The following is a 20,543-nucleotide window of genomic DNA, read 5'->3' as shown; positions in this document are numbered from 1 at the left end:
CCCGGCAGGGCTAGAAGCGGGACGACAGTTGCAGGCCGAAGATGTGGCCGCTGCTGTCATAGGTGCCCGCGACGCGGCCCTTGGTCAGCTGGTTGCCGGACGTGGTGTCGATGTCCGTCTTGCGCAGGTAGAGATAGGTGTAGCCCAGATCGAGCGTGGTGTTCTTGGTGGCCTGCCACTGCACGCCGGTCGAGAACCAGTAGCGGTCGTTGTCGGGCAGCGAGGTCGGACGGTCTTCGGCCTTGTGGACCGGTGACTGATCGTAGGCCAGGCCGAACTTCCACTTCCAGTCGGGCGCGAACTTGTAGGACGTACCCACGGCGATGCGCCACGTGTCGCGGAAGTTCAGCGGCAGGTCGTCATCGCGCGCGCCGGTGCCGGAGTTGCGGATCTTCAGGTCGGGGATGCTGCTCCAGCCGGTCCACGAGATGTCGCCCAGCAGTTCCCATTTCTCGTTGAGCTGGTGGGTGGCGCTCAGGATCAGGGTGTCGGGCAGGTCGACCGAGGCCTTGGCGTCGAACGAGACCGACTGGCCGGTCGGGCCGATGTTGGTGATGTCGGTATCGCCCTTGGCGGTGTGCTTGATCTTGGAGCGGTACGACAGGCCGATGCGGGTGTCTTCGGTGGGCTGCAGCATGAAGCCCACGTTCCAGCCCCACGCGTCGCCCTTCAGGTTGAGGTCGGCGTCGCCGTTGGTGATGAAGGTGCCGCCGCCGGGCAGGGCCACGGGCACCACGGTCTTCTTCTTGTAGGTGGCGTCGATGTGCTGCCAGTTGACGCCGAAGCCCATCGAGAATTTGTCGTTGACCTTGTAGGCGATCGACGGGTTGACGTTGATGGTCTTGATCTCGAACTTGTTCGAGTGGTACTGGCCTTCCCAGCCCTTGTCGTACTCGGTCATCAGGCCGAACGGGGCGCCGACGCCCAGGCCGATGAACCACTTCTCGCTCAGCTGCCACGAGCCGTACAGGTTGGGCACGACGCCCAGGTTGCCGGCATCGCCGCCGTCGCCGCCGGTGGGACGGGTGCCGCCCAGCGCGGTCGGATTGCGGCTGTTGCCGTTGTCCGAAAACTTGAACGAGGGCTTGATCAGATTGACGCCGCCCGAGACATTGATGCCCGGCAGGTAGGTCATGCCCGCCGGGTTGTAGTAGATGATGCTGGCGTTTTCCGGATTTGCCGCCGAGCCCGCGTAAGCGTTGCCCAGGCCGCTGGCATTCTGCTCAAGGAGCTGAAAGCCGGCGCCGTGGGCGGCGCTGGTGGCGCCCAGGCCGACCACAATGGCGGACAGGGTGCTCAGGGACAATGAACGTCTGCTCATGGTACTGCCTCCTCATGTTGGATAGGTATGTCTCTATGGCACTGCCGGTCTCGTCGTCCCGGTCTATCCGGCTCAAGGGTATCCCGGCCGGTCTGTTGCTGCGCTAGGCACTGCGACTGCTTTGGTAATGCAGGGGTCCGCCCGTGAATGGCGCGAACCCGGTTCCGAAAATCACGCCGGCATCGGCCAGGTCGGCGTCGGCGACCACGCCGGCCTCGACCCGCTCGCGGGTGGCGTCGATCAAAGGCTGGATCAGGCGTTCGGCAAGGCCGGCCGGCGCCTGGCCGGGCTGGCCTTCCTTGACCGGCTTGCCGTCGCGCCAGGCGTAGAAGCCGCGGCCGCTCTTCTTGCCCAGGTCGCCGCGCGCCAGCTTCTCGGCCAGGCAGCGCGGCGGCTCGGCGCCGCCGGCCAGTTCCTGGCCCGCCGCGCGGGCGATGTCCAGGCCGACGGTGTCGGCCAGTTCCAGCGGCCCCATGGGCATGCCGAACGCCACCATGGCCGCGTCCACCGTGGCGGGCGACAGGCCTTCGTCGACGCTGCGCATGGCCTGCAGCATATAGGGCGCCAGCACCGCGTTGACCAGGAAGCCGGGCGCGCTGCGCACCGGCAGCGCGAGCTTGCCGATCTGGCCGACGAAGGCGCAGGCGCGCGCCAGCGTGGCCTCGGCGGTGCCATCGGCGTGCACCACTTCCACCAGCGGCATCTTGGCGACCGGATTGAAGAAGTGGATGCCCACCAGCCGTTCGGGCCGGGCCAGGCCGCCGCGCAGCGTTTCCAGCGACAGGCTGGAGGTGTTGGTGGCCAGCAGCGCGTCGGCCTTCATGCGGGGTTCCAGCGCCTGGTACAGGTCGCGCTTGGCCTCGGGGTTCTCGCTGATGGCCTCGATCACCAGATCGGCCTGCGGCACGCCGCCGCCGGCGGGGTCGGGCACCAGCCGGTCGAAAGCCGCGCGGGCGGCGCGGCGGTCCTTCAGGCGGCGCGAGAACAGCGTCGCGGCGCGCTTGATGGCGGGCGCGATGCGGGCCATGTCCTGGTCCTGCAGCGTCACGGTCATGCCCTTGAGCGCGCACCAGGCGGCGATGTCGCCGCCCATCACGCCGGCGCCCACCACGTGCACGTGGCGCACCGGCGCGGCGCCGGCCTGGCGGCCGTTGGCCTTGAGGCGTTCCTGCAGGCGGAACACGCGCAGCAGGTTGCGCGCGGTGTCCGAGGCAATGATGCCGTCGATCAGCGCCGGGGCCTGCAGGGCGTTGCCGCCGTGTTTTTCCCACAGGTCGACGATGGCGGGCGCGGCCGGGTAGTGGCGCAGCGGATCCTTGGCGGCGATCTGCTTGCGGGCGCGGTTGGCGGCCACCGCCTTGAGCGGCCAGCGGTTCAGCCAGGCGCCCAGGCCGCGCGCGCGGCGCGGCGGCTTGCCGGATAGCACCATGCCGCGCGCCGCGGCCTGCAGCAGGCGGGTCGGCACGCGCGCATCGACCAGCCCCAGCGTGGCGGCACGGCGCGCGTCGGCGCCGCGGCCGGTCAGCATCATGTCGAGCGCGGCGGGCGCGCCGATCAGCGCGGGCAGGCGCAGCATGCCGCCCCAGCCGGGGAAGATGCCCAGCATGACTTCGGGCAGCGCCAGCGAGGCGCCGGGCGCGTCCTCCACCAGCCGGTAGCGGCAGGCCAGCGCGAGTTCCAGGCCGCCGCCCAGGCAATGGCCCTGGATCAGCGCCAGCGTCGGATAGCGCACCGCCGCCAGGCGGTTGAACAGGTTCCAGCCGCGCGCCACCAGGGCGCGGCCCTGTTCCGGCGTGTTCAGTTCGGCGAATTCGTTGACGTCGGCGCCGACGATGAAGCCGGTCGGCTTGCCCGAGCGGATCACCAGGCCCTTGGGCGGCTGCGCGTCGAGCGCATCCAGCACCGTCGCCAGTTCCGCCATGGTGTCGGCGGACAGCGCGTTGACGGCGCTGCCGGCGCGGTCGAACGTCAGCCACGCCAGGCCGTCGGCGTCGCGGTCCAGGCGCCAATGGGAGAGCGAATCCAGCGTGGTCATTGGCGGTCCTCCAGGGTTTCGACCAGCATGGCGCCGCCGAGGCCGCCGCCGATGCAGATGGCGGCCATGCCGCGCCGCGCGCCGCGGCGCTTGAGCGCGTCCAGCAGGTGCAGCACGATGCGGGCGCCGGAGGCGCCGACCGGATGGCCGATGGCGATGGCGCCGCCGTCCACGTTCAGGCGGGCAGGGTCGAGCGCGCCCCAGGCCGGCGTGCCGAAGTGCTCCTGGCAATAGGCGTCGTCCTGCCAGGCCGCCAGGCAGCCTAGCACCTGGGCGGCGAAGGCCTCGTTGATTTCCCACAAGTCCAGGTCATTGAGGCCCAGGCCGTGGCGCTGCAGGATCGGGGTGGCGGCGTGCACCGGGCCCAGGCCCATCATGGCCGGGTCGAGGCCGGCCCACTGGCTGTCGACGATGCGGCCCAGCGGTTGCAGGTTCCAGCGCCGCACCGCCTCTTCGGAGGCCAGCACCAGCATCGCGGCGCCGTCGGTGACCTGCGAGCTGTTGCCGGCGGTGATGTTGCCCCAGGGCTTGTCGAACACCGGCTTGAGCTTGGCCAGCTTGTCGGGGGTGGAATCGGCGCGCACGCCGTCGTCCTCGGCGTACAGCTTGCCCTGGGTGTCGATCAGCGGCGCGATCTCGGCGAAGGCGCCGGCCTCGCGGCCGGCCAGCGCGCGCGCGTGGCTCTGCGCCGAATAGGCGTCCATGGCCTGGCGGCTGATGCCGAAGCGGGTGGCGACGTTTTCGGCGGTCTGGCCCATGGACAGGCCCACCACCGGGTCGGTCAGGCCCTTGAGCAGGCCGATGACCGGCGCCAGGTGGCGCAGGCGCAGGCGGCCGAGCGTGGCGAGCTTGGCGCCGAGGCCGCGCGCGGCGTACCAGCCGGCCAGCCAGCGCACCATGTCGTCGGAAAACAGCACCGGCGCGCGCGACAGCGCGTCGACGCCGCCGGCCAGCACCAGCTGCGAGCGTCCGGTCTGGATGTTGGCGATGGCCGAGTCCAGCGCCTGCATGCCCGAGGCGCAGTTGCGCATCACGGTCCAGCCGGGCACCTTGTCGCCGCAGCCCAGGCGCAGGGCGATCACGCGGCCGATGTTGACTTCGTCGGGCGACGGCGCGGCGCAGCCCACGATGACCTCGTCCAGGTCCGTGGGCGTGTAGGGTTGGCGCAACAGCAGGCCGCGGCCGGCCTGCACGGCCAGGTCGCCGGCCGCGAATGGGCCGGGGCCCGTGCGCGCCTTCAGGAAGGGCGTGCGGGCGCCGTCGACCACGTATACCGGTTTGAATGCCATCCGATCTCCTCTGCGTGTTGACTGGGGCCCTCAGGCGGCCTTGCGTTCGGCCGCCGGCTTGACCGCGCCGGTGGCGCCGAGGTCAAAGGGGAAATCATCCACTTTCACCACGGTATCGCGCAAGGCATTACGGCGCTTGACCACCGCATATTCTTCGGCGGTGATGCCGCCGGCGGCAAAGGCGGCGTCGGCCAGGTCGCGCACGTTGGCCTGCGGGTTGCCCTCGAGCGCGCCGCTTTTCTCGAATTCGCGGATCTTCGACTCGATCGGTTCGGCTTCGAGCGTGGCCGCCAGCGCCTGCTCGATCGCGCCGACCGGTTCGTCGGCGGTGGCGGGCAGGTGGCAGCCGGCGGTCAGGCGGTCGCGGGTCGCGCCCGGGTTGATCAGCAGCCGCGCCACGTCCTGGCCCAGCTGGTCGGACGGCAGCGACTGCGGCCGGCCCCAGGGGAAGACGATGCGGCGCAAGCTCCACGCCACCACGCGGTTGGGATAGTTTTCCAGCACGCCGTCGATGGCGTCCTGCAGGCGGAACAGCGCGTCCTGCACCGACCAGTGCACCAGCGGCGCGTCGGCGTCCTGGCGGCCTTCGTCCTCGAAGCGCTTGAGCGCGGCGCTGGCCAGGTACATCTGCGACAGGATGTCGCCCAGGCGCGCCGACAGGCGTTCGCGGCGCTTGAGGCTGCCGCCCAGCACCAGCATCGAGGTGTCGGCCAGCAGCGCGAAGGCGGCCGAATAGCGGCTCAGCAGCTGGTAGTAGCGCTTCATCGCGGGCGCGACGTCGGCGTCGATGCCGACGAAGCGGCCGCCGGTCAGCGCCGTGCCCAGCGCGCGCAGTTTGTTGCGCGTCACGAAACCGACATGGCCCCAGAAGGCGCGGTCGAAATCGATCAGGCCCTGCTTGCGGTCGGGCGACTGCGCCGCGCGCATCTCGGCCAGCACATAGGGATGGCAGCGGATCGCGCCCTGGCCGAAGATGATCAGGCTGCGCGTCAGGATGTTGGCGCCTTCCACGGTGATGCCGATGGGGATCTGCTGGTAGGCGCGGCCGAGGAAGTTGGACGGCCCCAGGCAGATGCCCTTGCCGCCGATCACGTCCATGCCGTCATTGACGACCTGGCGCGCGCGCTCGGTGACGTGGTATTTGACGATGGCCGACACCACCGAGGGCTTCTCGCCCAGGTCGACGGCGCCGGCGGTCATGCTGCGGGCGGCGTCCATCATGTAGGTGTGGCCGCCGATGCGGGCCAGCGCTTCCTCGACCCCTTCGAACTTGCCGACCGGGGTGCGGAACTGGCTGCGCACGCGGGCGTAGCCGCCGACGGCGCGCGCGGTCAGCTTGGACATGCCGGTGTTGGACGAGGGCAGCGAGATCGAGCGGCCGGCCGCCAGGCATTCCATCAGCATGCGCCAGCCCTGGCCGGCCATGGCCGGGCCGCCGATGATGAAGTCCAGCGGCATGAAGACGTCGTGGCCGCGGGTCGGACCGTTCATGAACATGGCGTTCAGCGGGAAGTGGCGGCGGCCGGTGTCCACGCCCGGGTGGTCGTGCGGCACCAGCGCGCAGGTGATGCCCAGGTCCTTCTTGCCGCCCAGCAGGCCGTCCGGGTCGTACAGGCGGAAGGCCAGGCCCAGCAGCGTGCAGACCGGCGCCAGCGTGATGTAGCGCTTGTCCCAGCTGACGCGCATGCCGATCACTTCGCGGCCCTGCCATTCGCCCTTGCAGACGATGCCGCTATCGGGGATGGCGGCGGCGTCGGAACCGGCCCACGGGCTGGTCAGCGCGAAGGCCGGCACTTCCTCGCCGCGCGCCAGGCGCGGCAGGTAGTGGTTCTTCTGTTCGTCGGTGCCGTAGTGCAGCAGCAGTTCGGCGGGGCCGAGCGAGTTGGGCACCATCACCGACACCGCCAGCGCCGACGAGCGCGTCGACAGCTTGGTCACGATCTCGGAGTGGGCATAGGCCGAGAACGCCAGGCCGCCGTATTCCTTGGGGATGATCATGCCGAGAAAGCCGCTGCGCTTGAGGTAGTCCCAGACCTCGGCGGGCAGGTCGAAGCGTTCCTGCGTGATGTTCCAGTCGTTGACCATGCGGCAGGCCTCTTCGGCCTGGTGGTCGAGGAAGTGCTGCTCCTCGTCGGTCAGGCGGGGGCGCGGGTAGGCCAGCATGCGCTTCCAGTCGGGGCGGCCGCGGAACAGCTCGCCTTCCCACCACACCGTGCCGGCTTCGAGCGCGTCACGCTCGGTGTCCGACATCTGCGGCAGCACCTTGCGGTAGAGATTGAAGATCGGCGCCGACAGCAAGGCCCGCCTGACCGGGCGCACGCCCAGCAGGACGACGGCCAGCAGCGCGATGACGATCAGCGCGACGATGACTGCGTTCATTTCCTTGTCTCCTTTCTCGAATTCTCTGGAACCGCCGCACCGCGCTGACCTCGGGGCATGCCCTAGGTGGCGGGATGCTGCGGCAGGGGAGCGCGCAGGCCGCCGAGCAGGAAGCTCATCAGGCGGGGCAGCAGCAGCTCGGGGTTGTCGGGTTGCTCGGCTTCGTCCAGCGTCCAGCCGGTCACCGAGCGCAACAGGTCGGTGCCGATGATGGCGTAGGAGGTGGCGCCAAGCATGAATTGGAAACGCCACACGATCTCGGCGCGCGGCACGTCGGGCAGCGCGGCGAAGAAGGCATTGCGGTAGCGCTCGAGCACGTCGGCGTATTCCTCGGCGAACAGCGCGCGGATGAAGCCGGCCGGGTCGGTCATGGTGCGCTCGAGCAGCGGCAGGAAGGTGCTGCCGGCCTGTTCGGGATCGGCGGCCAGCCGCAGCAGCGTGCCGAAGAAGGCGTCGACGATCTGCGACGGCTTGAGCGGCTTGCCCTGGGCCTGCGCCTCCAGTTCGTCCAGCAGCCGCAGGCGTTCGCGGTTGAGGACTTCCAGGCGGCGCTTGAGCACGGCCTGCACCAGCGATTCCTTGGAACCGAAGTGGTAGTTGACCGAGGCCAGGTTGACGCCCGCCGCGCCGGTGATCTGGCGCATCGACGTGCCGTCGTGCCCCTGCTGCGCAAACAGGGCTTCGGCGGTGTCCAGGATCGATTCGCGGGTGCTGGAGGATCTGAGTTCTTGCATCGGGTTGAATTCAAACGTTCGTTTGAAAGAAGTATGCGCAAAAGATGACAAGGATGCGATCCCGGCAATCCCGAATAGGGTTTACCCCTAAAAATGGAGGGCATCCCGCCCGTCCGGCGGAGCCTGGCGCGGCGCTCGTTCCTTTGCATGAGGGCCCCTGCGGTTGGCTGAGGAGGAGCGCGCCGCGTCGTCCAAAAGGCCCTGCGCCGTTTGTCCTCGGACGTGCGCCCTAGGATGAAAGCCGTCTGGAAGGTCGGGCCGAAACGCCGCAGTATCACTGCGAGGACTTGAGAGCGTGGCACCGTGGATGCGCCTGGCGAGCCCGATCGCCGTTCCGGTGCCGCAGGCCATATCGACCTGACACAGGAGCAGGAGACATGAAGACCTACAGAGTGGGGCTGTTGATCGACGGGACCGACCAGCCCGGCTGGATCCACGACATGGCTGAGTGGCTCGCGCGCAGCCAGGATTTCGAACTGTCCGCACTGCTGGTCTTGGAGAAAGATACCGCCGATCGCGCGCCGCGACTGGGCGCCAAGGCGTTGTTCGGCACGCTGTCGCGGCTCGAATCGCGCCTGCTGCCAGCGCGCCAGCGACAGATGCTGACCTGCCGTGATCTGCGCGACGGCCTGCCCGCATCGACCGCCGTGCTGACCCTGCCGGCCGGCCCGCGGGACAGTGGGCGCGATGACGGCGTGGCGGCGCTGGGGCTGGACCTGGTGATCATGCTGGGCGCGCTGCCGCCGCCGCCGCGCGCGCGGGTGGCGGGCTGGGCGCGGCACGGCACCTGGCGGCTCAGTTATTCCGACATCGCCGTGTCCACCAGCCGCTACGCGGGTTTCTGGGAGGTCTACCAGCGCGAGGACCACACCACGGTGAAGCTGTGGCGCATGGGCGCGAGCGCGGATGAGGACGCGCTGCTGGACCAGCGCAGTTTCAATACCGAGGTGTTCTGGCTGAAGAACCAGACCCGCGCGTTCAGCCTGGGCAACTTCATGGTCTACGACGCGCTGCTGGCGCTGGCGCGCGCGCGGCCGGGCGCGGCGCCACCCGGCATGCAGATCATGAGCGGCCAGCGGCGCGACGATCCGGCGGAGTGGGACAGCGCCGCCTACATCGCGCGCCAGGCCTGGTTAATGACCGATTTGATTGTGCGGCGCGTCATGGGACGCAATGTGCGCTGGCGCATCGGTATGTTCGCGTCGACCCGGCAGCAGGCGGTGGTATCCGAGGCCATGGTATTGCAACCACCCAAGGGGCGTTTTTTCGCGGATCCGTTCGTTTATATGCGGGGCGAGAATCCATATATATTTTTCGAAGATTACGATTTTCACTCGCGCAAGGGCACGATCTCCGTCGCCACCTATGAAAATGGGGCTTTCCAGCTGTTGGGGACGGCCTTGAACCTGCCTTACCATTTATCGTTTCCGTATATATTTGAATATGAAGGAACCACCTACATGGTGCCGGAAACGTGCGGAAATCGCAGTATAGAATTATGGAAATGCATCGAATTTCCATTGAAATGGGAATTGGATTTGACGCTGATGACCGATGTTTCGGCGGTCGATACCATTATTTTCAAACGTGGCGAATACTGGTGGCTATTAACCAATATCGACCGCGCCGACGGCCAGAATCACTGCGATGAATTGTTCGCGTTCTTCGCCGACTCGCCGCGCTCGAGCCACTGGACGCCACACGCCTGCAACCCCATCGTGCGCAACCCGATGCGGGCCCGCAACGCCGGAATCGTTGTCTCTCCTGGCGGAGAGGTGATCCGCTGCGCGCAGTACCAGGGCTTCTGCCACTACGGCAAGGGCGTCTCGCTCAACCGGATCGAAGAGCTGTCGCCGTCGACCTACGTCGAGACCGATGGCGAAATCCATTACGCCAGCTTCCTGAAAAAGCGCCATGCTTCAATGCACCATTGGCATCATCAGGGTGGTCATACGGTATTCGACTTCGCGTATATGGAGTAAATGACGCAAGCTACCGGAAAATAAAAGTGTTACCTATATTTCGATTGCGGCGGAAGGCCACGGGCATAATGTGTCGGTGGAAACATATAGACAAGTCTGCCGCCGAATCTGGCCAAGTCTTGCCTGCATTTCCGCTGGCGCCGGTCGCGCCCCTTCCCATCTGTGAGCGCCCTGGATACGGCCCTGCCGGCGTCGCCCCGCAGGCGTGGCAGCGGCCTGCCAAGCGGCTCTCCGTCCGGGTGGGGTCGGTGAAAACCCTAGCGGATAAAAGGATGAGAGGGGTGCCTCATCCTGTTTTATGAGAACGTTTACGGCTAACGAATGATTTCTGTTTTTGTCGGATTATATCGCTTGCCAACGTCTTGATTTTGCCAATTTCGAACCATAAGATGGGTTCATGCCATCCGTTATGTTGGCTACGAAAGTCTCCCAGCCCAAATGGCCCGGTGCAGCGTCATTAGATATTCCGGGAGTCGCGGACCACCCCGCGGGGTTGGAAAAAAAATAGTCTTCAGCACAGCGAAGATCCCTTCTAGGCCTGTTGAACAACCGGGAGGAAACCATGGCCAAGATGGTCCTGATTGAAGCCCATCCGCTCCTGCGGCTGGGTTTGTGGCAGATTCTGAGCAAGTTGGACGATGTGTGGGAAATCGAGGGAATGGGGTTGGCCGATGTCTCGAAGGCCAACGGGGCGCATGCCGGCGCAGATCTTCTGATCTACGGCTTGCCGGTGGACAGCGAGGAAGCCTGGAGCACGCTGCATGAGATCCAGCGTGAACTCAGCCCGAAGCGCATCCTGCTCTTGACCGATGTCATGCCGCTGCCGATGCCGGTGCAGGGCCTGCCCGGCGCCAGCGTCTACGGTTGTCTGATGAAGACGGCCTCGGTGGAGATCCTGGAAGCGGCCATCCGCCTGGTCATGGCGGGCGGGCAGTGCTTCCCGAGCGAGCAGGCGTTGCAGGCGCCGGCGCAGGCCAGCTGCGTGTTGCCGGCGCGCGAGGCCGACGACGCCGGCAAGGGCACCATGCCGATCAGCGCCGGCGCGCAGTTGCTGCAGATCACGCCGCGCCAGTACGAGGTGCTGGTGCTGCTGGCCAGGGGCTATCCCATCAAGACGGTCAGCCGCATGCTCAACATCTCGGTGGCCACCGCGAAGACGCATGCCTGCACGCTGTACCAACGCCTGCACGTCAAGAACAAGGGTGAAGCCGTGTACGCCGCGCTGCAACGCGGCGCCACGCTGGAATGGCATGAACCCAATGGTCGCGACGTGGACGCCGGGCAGCTGTACGGGCGCAAGCTGGGCTGACGCGCCGGGGCAGCCGGCCCCGGTTCGCGCCGCCTGCCCGGCGGTGCGCGGCCCTCGCCCTGCGGTCCGGCGGGATGCTCCCCCGCCATCCCGCCTAGGGCATTCACTGCAGCATCGGCGGTCGCCGTGCCGCAGCATTCCTCCTCCAATCATCCTCCTGCACGAGATTCAGCGAACGTAGCCGCTGATAGCATGGGTTGTGTCCGCAAGCATGGGTTGAGACGGCGAATCACAATGCCCGCCCGAGCCACCCCCCGCGGCGGACGAGATTCCCGTGAGCCGGGTGACGCGCCTGATCCGTCGTCGCTGCCGTGCGCCGCCTTGCCATGGGAACCGTGTCTGGGCCCTGTGTCACAAGGTTCCCCCCGGGATGACAACCGTTCTGATCGAAGACTACGCGCTGCTTCGTGTCGCTATCCAGCATGTGTTGGAGCGCGTGCGCAATGCCGAGGACATCCTGGCGATCTCGCCAGCCCATCTCTTGAACATGCCCGGCTCGATCAACCGGCCGGTGGAATTGCTGGTTGTCGGCTGCAGCGGCGTGGCCGAGCCCGACATCGGCCTGCTGTCGCAGGCGATGGCGCTGTTCATGCCGCGCCTGGTGCTGGCGCTGTACTCCGTGCTGGACCAGAGCGTCATGGCGGCCTGCGCCCGGGCCGGCGTGGCCGGCTACCTGCCCAAGGCCTCCAGCCCCGATGCGCTGGCGGCCGCCGTCAGCCTGGTGCTGGCGGGCGGGGAGTGTTATCCGCAGCCAGCGGCGCGCCTGCTGGGCGCCTCGCAGAACCCGGTGCAGGAATTGCGCGAGCTGACGCAGCGGCAGGAGGAGATCCTGCAATTGCTGGTGCAGGGCAAGACCATGCGCGAGATCGGCCAGCACGTGGGCATTTCGGTGGCCACCGTGAAGAGCCATGCGCGCACCCTGTACTGGAAGCTGAATGCGCGCAATCAGGCCGAGGCGGCCTACATCGCCGTGCAGATGGGCTTGGTGCGCGGCAGCGGCAAGCCTGGCGACTCCACATGAAATCCACCCATTGAACAATGGCGGCGCGCCCGGGAGCGCGCCGCCATGGATGCCGTCTGGTCGAGAGAGGGGCTCGTCAGCGGCCGCTGTCGCGGCGCACGGCGCTGGCGGGGCTGGGCGCGGCCGGCGCGGCGACGGGATCGACCACCGCGGCGAATTCCCGTTCGGCGGCCGCCAGCACCGCGTCGATGTGCAGATAGCGCAGCGCGTGGCGGCGCGCGGCGGTGCCGAGGGTTTCGCGGATCTGCGCGTTGTTGGCCAGCTTGCGCACCGCCTCGGCCATGGCCGCGGCATCCTCGGGCGGCGTGACCAGGCCGCAGTGCGCCACCACGCCGGCCAGCTCGGTGCCGCGCGCGGCGCCGCACACCACCGGTCGGCCGCTGGCCAGCATGCCGGTCAGCTTGGACGGCATGACCAGGTCGGCGGCGCCGGCGCGCTGCGGCAGCAGGTGGATGTCGGCGGTGTTCAGCAGCGCGCCCAGGCGTTCGCACGGCTGCAGGTCGAGAAAGCGCACCCGCGCCAGGCCCTCGCACTGCGCCTGCAGCGGCGCGCGTTCGGGGCCCTGGCCGCAGAACACGAACCACAGGCGCGGCTCGTGTTGCAGCAGCCGCGCCACCTGCGCCAGCGTCTGCAGGCCCTGCTTGCCGCCCATGTTGCCCGAGTACAGCGCCACCACCGCGTCGGCCGGAATGCCGAGCTCGGCGCGCAGGTTGCCGGCGCGATCGGGGGGCGATGGCGTTGACGTCGATCCAGTTGGGCAGCAGCACCGCGCGTTGCGGGTCGATGCCCTTGTACAGCGCCAGGTCCTGCATGCGCCGCGAAATCGTCGAGACGCGGTCGAAGCGCCGCATCAGCCAACGTTCGGCGCGCTGCACCAGACCGCGCAGCCGCGCGCCCTTGAGCAGGCCCAGGTCGAAGGCGGCGTCCACCTCGTAGTCCTGGATGTGCAGCCAGGCGCGCGCGCCGCACAGCCGCGCCGCCAGCCATGCGGCCGGCGCGCAGAAGAGGGCGGGCTCGACCACGAGGATCAGGTCCGGCCGGCCGGCCGCCGCCCGCAGCAGCGACGGCAGGCTGGAGAGCGCGAAGCTGGCCAGGTGCACCAGGCGCTTGGCGCCGCCGGGCTTGCGCGGCACCCACAAGGGCGCGCGCCGGACGTCGACGCCGGCGCGCGTCTCGCGGCGGTAGCGGCCGGCCTGATAGCCGTCGTGGACCTGCCATTGGGGGTAGTAGGGCGGGGCGGTGACCACGCTGACCTGGTGGCCGCGGGCGGCCAGCCATTCGGCCATTTCCGCGTTGTACTTGCCGATGCCGGTCAGTTCCGGCGCGTAGTTGATGCTGTACAGAAGGATCTTCATGCTGGCGGCTCCACGCGGGGTTTGACGGGACGGCAGGGGTTGCCCAGGCACACCATGGCCGGCGGCAGGTTGCGGAACACCGAGCTGCGCGCGCCGACCACGGCCTCGCGGCCGATGGTGACGCCGGGGCCGACGAACACGTCGGTCGCGACCCAGGCGCCGTCCTCGATGCGGACGGCGCGTTCGCGCAGCGGGAAGTCGGGCTTGCCGGCGTCGTGGTCGGCCGCGCACAGGTAGCTGCGCTGCGACACCACGGCATGCGCGCCGATATGGATCGGTCCCAGGCTGTAGATCACCGTGTCGTCGCCGATCCAGGCGTAGTCGCCGATTTCCACCTTCCACGGATAGGTCACGGTGGCGCTGGGCCGGATCAGGACCTTGCGGCCGACGCGGGCGCCAAAGCAGCGCAGCAGCCAGCGCCGAAAGCCATAGGCCACCTGCGGCGACCAGCGGAACAGCGACCCCTGCACCAGCCACCACAGCTGCACCGTCAACGCCGAGCGGCCGCGCTGGCCGGGCGCCAGGGCGAACTGGTCGAGCCGCTGCAGGGCGCTCATTTGGCGGCTCCGGCGACCGTTCCCCCTTGTTGGCGTTCGGGCACGGCCAGCCGCGCCTTGCGGATTTCCTCGGTCTTGATGCGGATCTGCCAGTAGTACATGGCGCGGGCGATGGCGTAGTCGAAGCCGGCGCGGCCGTCGAGGAAACCCAGGCGCAGCACGTAGGAATGCAGGAACGAGATCGGCGCCTTGAACGGCATGGCCTGGAACACGCGCTTGAGCAGCGCGCGCGCGCCGACGTTGGCCTCGCGCGGGTCGTTCATCAGGCCCTTGATGCGCAGGTTGGCCTCCCAGTCGGAGTAGCGGTTGTGCTTGTCGAAGTAGTGGTAGAGCGAGTCGTGGTCGTTGTGCACCATGCGCGCCCGCAGCGCGAAGGTCTCGCCCTGCACCTGGGGCTGGTAGTGGCCCTCGACCTCCCACATGTGGGCCACGTCCAGGTCGTCGTAGTCGAGAAAGCGCGAACGGTCGCGCGCCAGCAGCGCCAGCTTGTAGACGCGATGGCCGTGGCGCAGCTTCCTGCCGCAGAACACGTAGTCGAACGGCACGAAGGCGCCGCCGGCGCCGGCGGCGAAGCGCGGCAGCGCGGCGCGGATCTCGGCCGCCAGCTCGGGCGTCATCTCCTCGTCGGCGTCGACGTACAGCACCACCGGGTGGGTGAAGGGCAGCTGCTCCAGGCACCACTGCTTCTTCTTGGGGTACTTGCCGTTCCACTGGAAGTTGCTGACCTTGGCGCCGAGCGCGGCGGCCATGGCGCAGGTGGCGTCGGTGCTGTTGGAATCGACCACGAAGACTTCGTCGAAGTCGGCCAGCGCCTTCAGGCACTTGGCGATGTTGCGTTCCTCGTTCTTGGTCATGACGACCACGGATACCGGTATCTTGGACATGATGCTTTCCTTTCAGGAGGCGCCGCGCCGCATCAGCGGCTGGAACAGCTCGATGACGTCGCGGCAGTGCCGCTCCAGTGAAAAGGCGTCGGCGCGCCCGGGGCCGTCGGCCGCCAGTCTCGCGCGCATGTCGCCGTCGTAGGCCAGGCGGCGCACCGCTGCGGCCAGGGCCGCCGCGTCGCCCACCGGCACCAGCAGCCCGTAGCGGCCGGCGTCGAGGATCTCGGCCGGCCCGTGCGGACAATCTGTGGAGATGACGGGAACCCCCAGGCACAGGGCCTCGACCAGCACGTTGCCGAAGCTCTCGCGCACCGAGGTCAGCGCGAAAGCGCCGGCGCCGGCGATCACGGGAAACGGGTTGTCGATGTGGCCGGCCAGCGTCACCGGGCTGCGCGAGACGCGCGCGTCGATGCGCTTTTGCAGGGCGGCGTGTTCCGAGCCCTCGCCCAGGATGGTGAAGCGGATGCCGGGGTCGTCCAGCAGCGCGGCGGCGTCGATCAGGGTGGCATAGTCCTTGACGGCCTCCAGGCGGCCGACCGCGACCACGTGGTACGGCGTGGCCACCGGTTCGGACGCCGGCGGCGTCGCGCTCTGCTCGCGCACGTCGTCCAGCGGCACGCCGTTGTAGATGGTGCGCACCTTGCCGCGCAGCGGCGGGAACATGCTGACCAGGTCTTCCTTGACGCCGCGCGATACGCCGACGACGGCGTCGTGGCGCCGGTAGGTCTGGCTCACCAGCCAGCACTTGAGCCGCCGCATGCGCGAGGCGCCGTAATGGATGGCGGGGCTGCTGTGCTCGAAGGCGACGGTGGCGAGCTTGCCGCGCAGCAGTTTCTTGGCCAGCACCACCAGCATGTTGCACAGCAGGCCGTGCGAGCAGACGATGGCGGGGCGGTCGCGGCGGATCTGCGCCAGCAGCCGCCAGAACGCCACCGGCAGCATCAGCCGCAGCGAGGTGGGCGATTCGATCACCGGCAGGGCCCGCGTCACGCGCGGATTGGCGACCGGGTATTCACGGTTGCGCGAACGCAGCAGGAACAGCGCGGCGTCCACGCCCCGTTCGGGCAGGGCATCGGCGATGAAGGCGACGCATCTTCCAACGCCGCCGTGCAGGTCGGGCGCGACGAACAGGACATCAGGCATGGGGCAGTACTCGCGGTGACGCCCGGTGCGTGGTGTCCGGACGGGGGCTGGGAGCCGCGGGTGCGGGCGTGGGCACGGGCATGGCCCGGGCATTGCGGATGAGCGACAGGCAGTAGCACAGCAGGAAGCCGGTGAAGGCGGTCTTGGGGGCGTACGCCAGGCCCCCCGAGAGCGAGTCGATGAAGATGTAGATCGGCGCCGTGGCGAGCAAGTAGCGCCGGTGCAGTTCGAGTCCGGGATGGGCGTAGCGCCGGAACAGCGACAGCAGCAGGATCAGCAACGGCGGCAGCATGATCATCACCGTGCCGACGATGCCGAACTTCATCAGGTAGAAGGCCCACGAGTTGTGCGCGAAGGTGCTCAGCTCGAAGCCGTTCTCGCCCATCACCCAGCTGCGAAAGCCGGCGCCCTTGCCGAACACCGGGCTTTCGGCGAACGAGTCCATCTGGCCCTGCATCTCCTGGATGCGGGCGCCGTAGCTGGAGTCCTCGTCCAGCCGCTCGACGCTGAAGACGCGGTTGGTCAGCACGTCCAGGTAGCCGATGCTGGCGAACACCAGGATGCCGGCCACGGCGGCCGGCGCGAAGATCATCACCACCCGGCGGCGCACATCGGAACCAGCCGCCAGCATCACCGCCAGCAGCACCGACACCATCAACTGCAGGTACTGGCTGCGGTTCAGCGAGAACACCAGCGCCAGCAGCATGTACACCGTCAGCGCGTAGGCCTTGGGGCCGGACACGTTGAGCGTCTTGCGGAAGTACAGCAGCGACACCACGCCGAACGGAATCGCCCAGACGCCGAGCCGCACGTTGCGCAGCGGGTTGGCGACGCTGAAGCCCTGCAACTGCTCCAGCAGCATCAGCGTGGCCACGGCCAGGCACGCCGCCACGATGTACTTCTGCAGCAGCGCGTAGGCCGCCGGACTGTCGATGTCCTTGTAGCAAAGGAACGGCACGCTCAGGAAATAGAACACGATGCGCAGGTCGCGCGCGACGTCGCCGGTCTCGATGCCTGGATGATGCAGCGACACCAGCAGCAGGTAGATCACCGTCAGCACCTGCAGGCCCAGCAGCATGCCGAGCGTGCCGCGCGGCAGGGCGTAGGCGGCGGGGTCCGCCAGCCGCAGCGCCTTGACCACCAGGATGGCGACGAACAGCACGTCGAACGGCGACAGCTTGAAGCTGCCCACCCCGAGGATGAAGTGGTCGTCGTTCAGCGCCAGCGCGGTGAAGGCGAACAGGCCCAGCAGGTGCAGCGTGGAAAGACGGCGGTGCGGATGCATGGCGGCTCCATGGCTGGGTGGGGTCAGTGCGCGGCCCAGTCGTCGCGTCCGAACAGCTTGATGGCCAGCTTCTCGACCAGGTACGACAGGTCGCCCTGGCGCGCGTGCGCCGCCACCTGCGAGGCGCGGCACGACAGGCCGAACAGCTTGCCCATGCCCGGTTCGGTGCGGCGGATGCGCTCGACGATCTGCTGGCGCTCCTCCAGCAGCACGTCCTGCATCAGCGCGGTCTTGGTCTCGTCATGGGCGGTGTAAACGCCCATCGCGTCCGGCACGATCTGGTTGCGGCCCTCGCGCAGCAGGCGGCTCCACAGTTCCAGGTCCATGCAGTAGCGCATGCTTTCCTGCAGCAGGCCGTGCTTGAGCAGCAGGTCGCGGCGGAAGATCGCCGACTGGTTCGGGATCGAGGCCTTGACCACGGTCAGCGTGCCGCGGTTGACGGGGGTGTAGTGGATCTTGCGGAAGATGTGGTTGTCGGCGTCGGCCACGAACAGGTTGCCGCTGACGATCGGCGCCCGGCCCCGCGCCGCCGCCGCGCCCAGCTTGCGCAGCGCGCCCGGGTAGTACAGGTCGTCGGAGTTCTGCCAGCCGACGTAGTCGCCGGTGGCGCGCTCGAAGCCCTTGTTGATGGCGTGCGACTGGCCGCGGTCGGGCGCGCTTTCCCAGTGGGTCAGGTAGCGCTCGTACTTGCGGATGATGTCGACGCTGCCATCGGTCGAACCGCCATCGATGATGATGTACTCCAGCCGCGGATAGCCCTGGTTGAGCACCGACACGATGGTGCGTTCCAGGAAGCGGGCCTGGTTGAACGAGGGGGTCACGATGGTCAGCTTGGGCAACAGGCCGCCGGCGATCGGCGCGGGCGGGCGCAGCTCGCTCACGAAGTCGATCAGTTGACGCGAGTACTCGTTGTGACGCTTGCGCATATAAGACCTCAGCATGTTCACTACCGGGTGGCCGCAGGCATTGCGCCCGGGTAGTCGGGCCGGGATTGACGGATGGCGAGCGCCACGCCGGCCAGCGTGATCGCCGCATAGGCCATGCGGCCCCAGGCCGCGGCGTGCTCGCCCGCCGCTTGCACCAGGACGGCCATGACGCACAGCATGGCCGGGCCGCCCAGGCCGTTGAGAATGGCGACCGCGCGCGAATTGCCCAGCCCGAGCAGGGAAAAATGCGCCGCGGCATTCAGCGACAGCAGCCCGGAGGCGGCGATCAGCAGGCGGAAGGTGCCCAGGTGGCCTGCGGCCACCGCGTGGCCCAGCAGCAGGTCCAGCAGCGGCTGGCTGACCGCCAGCACCGCCACGGTGGCGCCGGCCGACAGCAGCAGGTTCCACCACATCAGGCGGCGGATTTCCTCTTCGGCGGCGCCGGGGTGCGGCGGCGCGGCGGCCAGGCGGCTGACGCGCGGCATGGCCTTCTGGAAGATCGCCACCGACGCGGTGTGGATCATCTGGCCGACCTGCACGCCGACCGTGTAGATGGCCAGCGCGGCCGGCCCCATCAGGCTGCCCACCAGCACCCGGTCGACCGAGCCGAACGCCAGCGCGCTCAGGCTGTTGAGCCAGGACCAGCGCGAGAACTTGAACGCCGCCAGCATGGCGCCGCGGTCGCGCACCGGGCGCACCAGCGCATGGCCGTAGCGGCGCGCGAACACGCGCATCTTGACCGAGCCGGCCAGCAGCAGGCCGACGGCCTGGGCCAGGCCGGTCCAGGTGGGCGAGGCGGTCAGCCAGGCGGTGGCGCAGGCCAGGGCCATGGTGCCGCTGCGGCTGAAGACCTCGCACAGCGCGGTGGCGCGGAAGTCCTCGCGGCCCTTCAGGCAGCCGGACATCAGCTGGTCGTATTGCTGCGTCAGGTAGACGGCCAGCGCCGGCATGGCCAGCAGCGTCACGGCCACGCCGCCGAAGGTGGCGGCGGGCCAGCCCAGCCACACCACGCCCCACAGCAGCGCCGCGGCCGCCGTCACCACGCCGAGCGCGCAGCCGATCAGCGACATGGCGACGCCAGCCGCGCGGTAGGCGCCGCCCGGTTCGTGTATGCGTTCGGACACCAGCTTGGTGGCGGTCACGGCGGCGCCCAGGTTGGCGGCGTTGCCGAAGCCGGCCAGCGCGATGATCATCGAGTACTGGCCGAAGCCCACCGTACCCAGCTGGCGGAACAGGATGGGCAGCGCCACCAGCGCCGCGACCGGGCCGATGCCATATTCCACCAGCCCCCAGAACGAGGCATTGCCGGCGACGTGCTGCCTGATGAGTCGGTACATCGGTAGGCCTGTGCTCGGTTGGCGTGGCGCTCAGGCCACGGGCAGCGGCGGACGCACCTGCTCGCGCAGGAAATGGCCATAGGCCAGCGTCACCCCATGGGTCAATGAGATCTCCGGTTTCCAGCCCAGCGCGCGCACCCTGGACGAGTCCATCAGCTTGCGCGGGGTGCCGTCGGGCTTGCTGGCGTCGTAGACGATGCTGCCCTGGTAGCCGACCACCTGCGCCACCACCCGCGCCAGTTCGGCGATGGACAGGTCCTGGCCGGCGCCGATGTTGTACATGCCCTCGGCCGACGGCGTTTCCATCAGCATCACGCAGGCCCGCGCCAGATCGTCGACGTACAGGAATTCGCGCAGCGGCTTGCCGCTGCCCCACAGCGTCACGCTGTCGTCGCCGGCCTCGCGGCCTTCGTGGAACTTGCGGATCAGCGCCGGCAGCACGTGGCTGCTGTGCAGGTCGTAGTTGTCGTGCGGGCCATACAGGTTGGTCGGCATGGCGCAGACGAAGTGCGCGCCGTATTCGCGCTGGTAGGCCTCGCACAGCTTCAGGCCGGCGATCTTGGCGATGGCGTAGGGCTCGTTGGTGGCTTCCAGCGGGCCGGTCAGCAGCGCGTCCTCGCGCAGCGGCTGCGCCGCGTCGCGCGGATAGATGCAGGACGAGCCCAGGAACAGCAGCTTGCGCACGCCGGCCGCGTAGGCGGCGCGGATCACGTTGCACTGGATCATCAGGTTGCGGTAGAGGAAGTCCACCGGATGGTTCTGGTTGGCCAGGATGCCGCCGACCTTGGCGGCCGCCAGGTACACCACGTCGACCGGCGTGGTCGAGAAGAAGCGGTGCACCTGGTTCTGGTTCTCCAGGTCCAGTTCGCTGTGGCTGCGCGTGATGACCTGGCGGTAGCCGCGCCCCTGGAGCTCGCGCACCAGCGCCGCGCCCACCATGCCGCGATGGCCGGCCACGAACACGCGTTGATCCTGATGGCTCATGG

The 20,543-nt window shown here is 68.5% G+C and carries 15 protein-coding genes and 1 pseudogene; 3 read left to right on the top strand and 13 right to left on the bottom strand.

Annotated features, from left to right (window positions below; genetic code table 11):
- Positions 1–10: 10 nt before the first annotated feature.
- The 5 genes from AOZ49_RS02340 to AOZ49_RS02320 all read right to left on the bottom strand — a co-directional run bounded on the left by AOZ49_RS02340 (position 11) and on the right by AOZ49_RS02320 (position 7,758).
- Positions 11–1,321, bottom strand: a complete 1,311-nt coding sequence (locus AOZ49_RS02340; protein ID WP_054474205.1) for an OmpP1/FadL family transporter — start codon at positions 1,319–1,321, stop codon at positions 11–13.
- Between the two features lie 103 nt (positions 1,322–1,424).
- Positions 1,425–3,356: a 3-hydroxyacyl-CoA dehydrogenase NAD-binding domain-containing protein gene (locus AOZ49_RS02335; RefSeq protein ID WP_054474204.1), complete on the bottom strand. Its 1,932-nt coding sequence runs from the start codon at positions 3,354–3,356 to the stop codon at positions 1,425–1,427.
- The gene (locus AOZ49_RS02330; RefSeq protein WP_054431467.1) at positions 3,353–4,645 is read right to left on the bottom strand and encodes an acetyl-CoA C-acetyltransferase; all 1,293 of its coding nucleotides are present in this window, start codon (positions 4,643–4,645) and stop codon (positions 3,353–3,355) included. The genes AOZ49_RS02335 and AOZ49_RS02330 overlap by 4 nt, the downstream gene beginning before the upstream one ends.
- A gap of 30 nt (positions 4,646–4,675) precedes the next feature.
- Entirely contained in the window at positions 4,676–7,024 is a 2,349-nt protein-coding gene (locus AOZ49_RS02325) for an acyl-CoA dehydrogenase (protein ID WP_054474203.1), read from the bottom strand.
- A gap of 62 nt (positions 7,025–7,086) precedes the next feature.
- Entirely contained in the window at positions 7,087–7,758 is a 672-nt protein-coding gene (locus tag AOZ49_RS02320; protein WP_006387729.1) for a TetR/AcrR family transcriptional regulator, read from the bottom strand.
- Positions 7,759–8,135: 377 nt separating this feature from the next.
- Here AOZ49_RS02320 and AOZ49_RS02315 point away from each other — a divergent pair, with 377 nt between their 5' ends.
- The 3 genes from AOZ49_RS02315 to AOZ49_RS02305 all read left to right on the top strand — a co-directional run bounded on the left by AOZ49_RS02315 (position 8,136) and on the right by AOZ49_RS02305 (position 12,070).
- Entirely contained in the window at positions 8,136–9,740 is a 1,605-nt protein-coding gene (locus tag AOZ49_RS02315) for a glucosamine inositolphosphorylceramide transferase family protein (RefSeq protein ID WP_054474202.1), read from the top strand.
- A 562-nt stretch (positions 9,741–10,302) separates the two neighbouring features.
- Positions 10,303–11,049, top strand: coding sequence for a response regulator transcription factor (locus AOZ49_RS02310; protein ID WP_054474201.1), 747 nt, complete (start codon positions 10,303–10,305; stop codon positions 11,047–11,049).
- A 370-nt stretch (positions 11,050–11,419) separates the two neighbouring features.
- Positions 11,420–12,070: a response regulator transcription factor gene (locus tag AOZ49_RS02305; protein ID WP_054431960.1), complete on the top strand. Its 651-nt coding sequence runs from the start codon at positions 11,420–11,422 to the stop codon at positions 12,068–12,070.
- 76 nt (positions 12,071–12,146) lie between these two features.
- Here AOZ49_RS02305 and AOZ49_RS33925 read toward each other — a convergent pair.
- From AOZ49_RS33925 to AOZ49_RS02265, 8 genes and pseudogenes are all read right to left on the bottom strand, one after another.
- Positions 12,147–13,425, bottom strand: a pseudogene (locus AOZ49_RS33925) (glycosyltransferase WbuB).
- The gene (locus tag AOZ49_RS02295; protein ID WP_054431958.1) at positions 13,422–13,982 is read right to left on the bottom strand and encodes a putative colanic acid biosynthesis acetyltransferase; all 561 of its coding nucleotides are present in this window, start codon (positions 13,980–13,982) and stop codon (positions 13,422–13,424) included. The pseudogene AOZ49_RS33925 and the gene AOZ49_RS02295 overlap by 4 nt, the downstream one beginning before the upstream one ends.
- Entirely contained in the window at positions 13,979–14,866 is an 888-nt protein-coding gene (locus AOZ49_RS02290; protein WP_082380279.1) for a glycosyltransferase family 2 protein, read from the bottom strand. The genes AOZ49_RS02295 and AOZ49_RS02290 overlap by 4 nt, the downstream gene beginning before the upstream one ends.
- Positions 14,867–14,878: 12 nt before the next feature.
- Complete coding sequence (locus tag AOZ49_RS02285; RefSeq protein WP_054474200.1) at positions 14,879–16,009, bottom strand: glycosyltransferase; 1,131 nt, start codon at positions 16,007–16,009, stop codon at positions 14,879–14,881.
- Positions 16,002–17,294 carry an O-antigen ligase family protein gene (locus AOZ49_RS02280; protein WP_054431955.1) on the bottom strand — a complete coding sequence of 431 codons (1,293 nt, stop codon included), beginning with the start codon at positions 17,292–17,294 and terminating at the stop codon, positions 16,002–16,004. The genes AOZ49_RS02285 and AOZ49_RS02280 overlap by 8 nt, the downstream gene beginning before the upstream one ends.
- A gap of 23 nt (positions 17,295–17,317) precedes the next feature.
- Complete coding sequence (locus AOZ49_RS02275) at positions 17,318–18,220, bottom strand: glycosyltransferase family 2 protein (RefSeq protein WP_006390298.1); 903 nt, start codon at positions 18,218–18,220, stop codon at positions 17,318–17,320.
- A 20-nt stretch (positions 18,221–18,240) separates the two neighbouring features.
- A complete protein-coding gene (locus AOZ49_RS02270; RefSeq protein WP_054474199.1) occupies positions 18,241–19,557 on the bottom strand; it encodes a lipopolysaccharide biosynthesis protein in 1,317 nt (438 codons plus the stop codon).
- A gap of 30 nt (positions 19,558–19,587) precedes the next feature.
- The gene (locus tag AOZ49_RS02265) at positions 19,588–20,541 is read right to left on the bottom strand and encodes a GDP-L-fucose synthase family protein (RefSeq protein WP_054431953.1); all 954 of its coding nucleotides are present in this window, start codon (positions 20,539–20,541) and stop codon (positions 19,588–19,590) included.
- Positions 20,542–20,543: the final 2 nt, after the last annotated feature.

This window comes from Achromobacter sp. 2789STDY5608615, assembly GCF_001298995.1.
Taxonomy (GTDB): domain Bacteria; phylum Pseudomonadota; class Gammaproteobacteria; order Burkholderiales; family Burkholderiaceae_B; genus Achromobacter; species Achromobacter insuavis.
This window is presented reverse-complemented; position numbering and strand designations above follow the sequence as displayed.

What these genes read in the sequence shown, in the direction of transcription:
- AOZ49_RS02290 (WP_082380279.1), bottom strand. Translation starts at nt 14,866, where the DNA reads ATGTCCAAGATACCGGTATCCGTGGTCGTCATGACCAAGAACGAGGAA.
- AOZ49_RS02305 (WP_054431960.1), top strand. Translation starts at nt 11,420, where the DNA reads ATGACAACCGTTCTGATCGAAGACTACGCGCTGCTTCGTGTCGCTATC.
- AOZ49_RS02330 (WP_054431467.1), bottom strand. Translation starts at nt 4,645, where the DNA reads ATGGCATTCAAACCGGTATACGTGGTCGACGGCGCCCGCACGCCCTTC.
- AOZ49_RS02315 (WP_054474202.1), top strand. Translation starts at nt 8,136, where the DNA reads ATGAAGACCTACAGAGTGGGGCTGTTGATCGACGGGACCGACCAGCCC.
- AOZ49_RS02265 (WP_054431953.1), bottom strand. Translation starts at nt 20,541, where the DNA reads ATGAGCCATCAGGATCAACGCGTGTTCGTGGCCGGCCATCGCGGCATG.
- AOZ49_RS02285 (WP_054474200.1), bottom strand. Translation starts at nt 16,009, where the DNA reads ATGCCTGATGTCCTGTTCGTCGCGCCCGACCTGCACGGCGGCGTTGGA.
- AOZ49_RS02275 (WP_006390298.1), bottom strand. Translation starts at nt 18,220, where the DNA reads ATGCGCAAGCGTCACAACGAGTACTCGCGTCAACTGATCGACTTCGTG.
- AOZ49_RS02335 (WP_054474204.1), bottom strand. Translation starts at nt 3,356, where the DNA reads ATGACCACGCTGGATTCGCTCTCCCATTGGCGCCTGGACCGCGACGCC.
- AOZ49_RS02280 (WP_054431955.1), bottom strand. Translation starts at nt 17,294, where the DNA reads ATGCATCCGCACCGCCGTCTTTCCACGCTGCACCTGCTGGGCCTGTTC.
- AOZ49_RS02295 (WP_054431958.1), bottom strand. Translation starts at nt 13,982, where the DNA reads ATGAGCGCCCTGCAGCGGCTCGACCAGTTCGCCCTGGCGCCCGGCCAG.
- AOZ49_RS02270 (WP_054474199.1), bottom strand. Translation starts at nt 19,557, where the DNA reads ATGTACCGACTCATCAGGCAGCACGTCGCCGGCAATGCCTCGTTCTGG.
- AOZ49_RS02325 (WP_054474203.1), bottom strand. Translation starts at nt 7,024, where the DNA reads ATGAACGCAGTCATCGTCGCGCTGATCGTCATCGCGCTGCTGGCCGTC.
- AOZ49_RS02310 (WP_054474201.1), top strand. Translation starts at nt 10,303, where the DNA reads ATGGCCAAGATGGTCCTGATTGAAGCCCATCCGCTCCTGCGGCTGGGT.
- AOZ49_RS02320 (WP_006387729.1), bottom strand. Translation starts at nt 7,758, where the DNA reads ATGCAAGAACTCAGATCCTCCAGCACCCGCGAATCGATCCTGGACACC.
- AOZ49_RS02340 (WP_054474205.1), bottom strand. Translation starts at nt 1,321, where the DNA reads ATGAGCAGACGTTCATTGTCCCTGAGCACCCTGTCCGCCATTGTGGTC.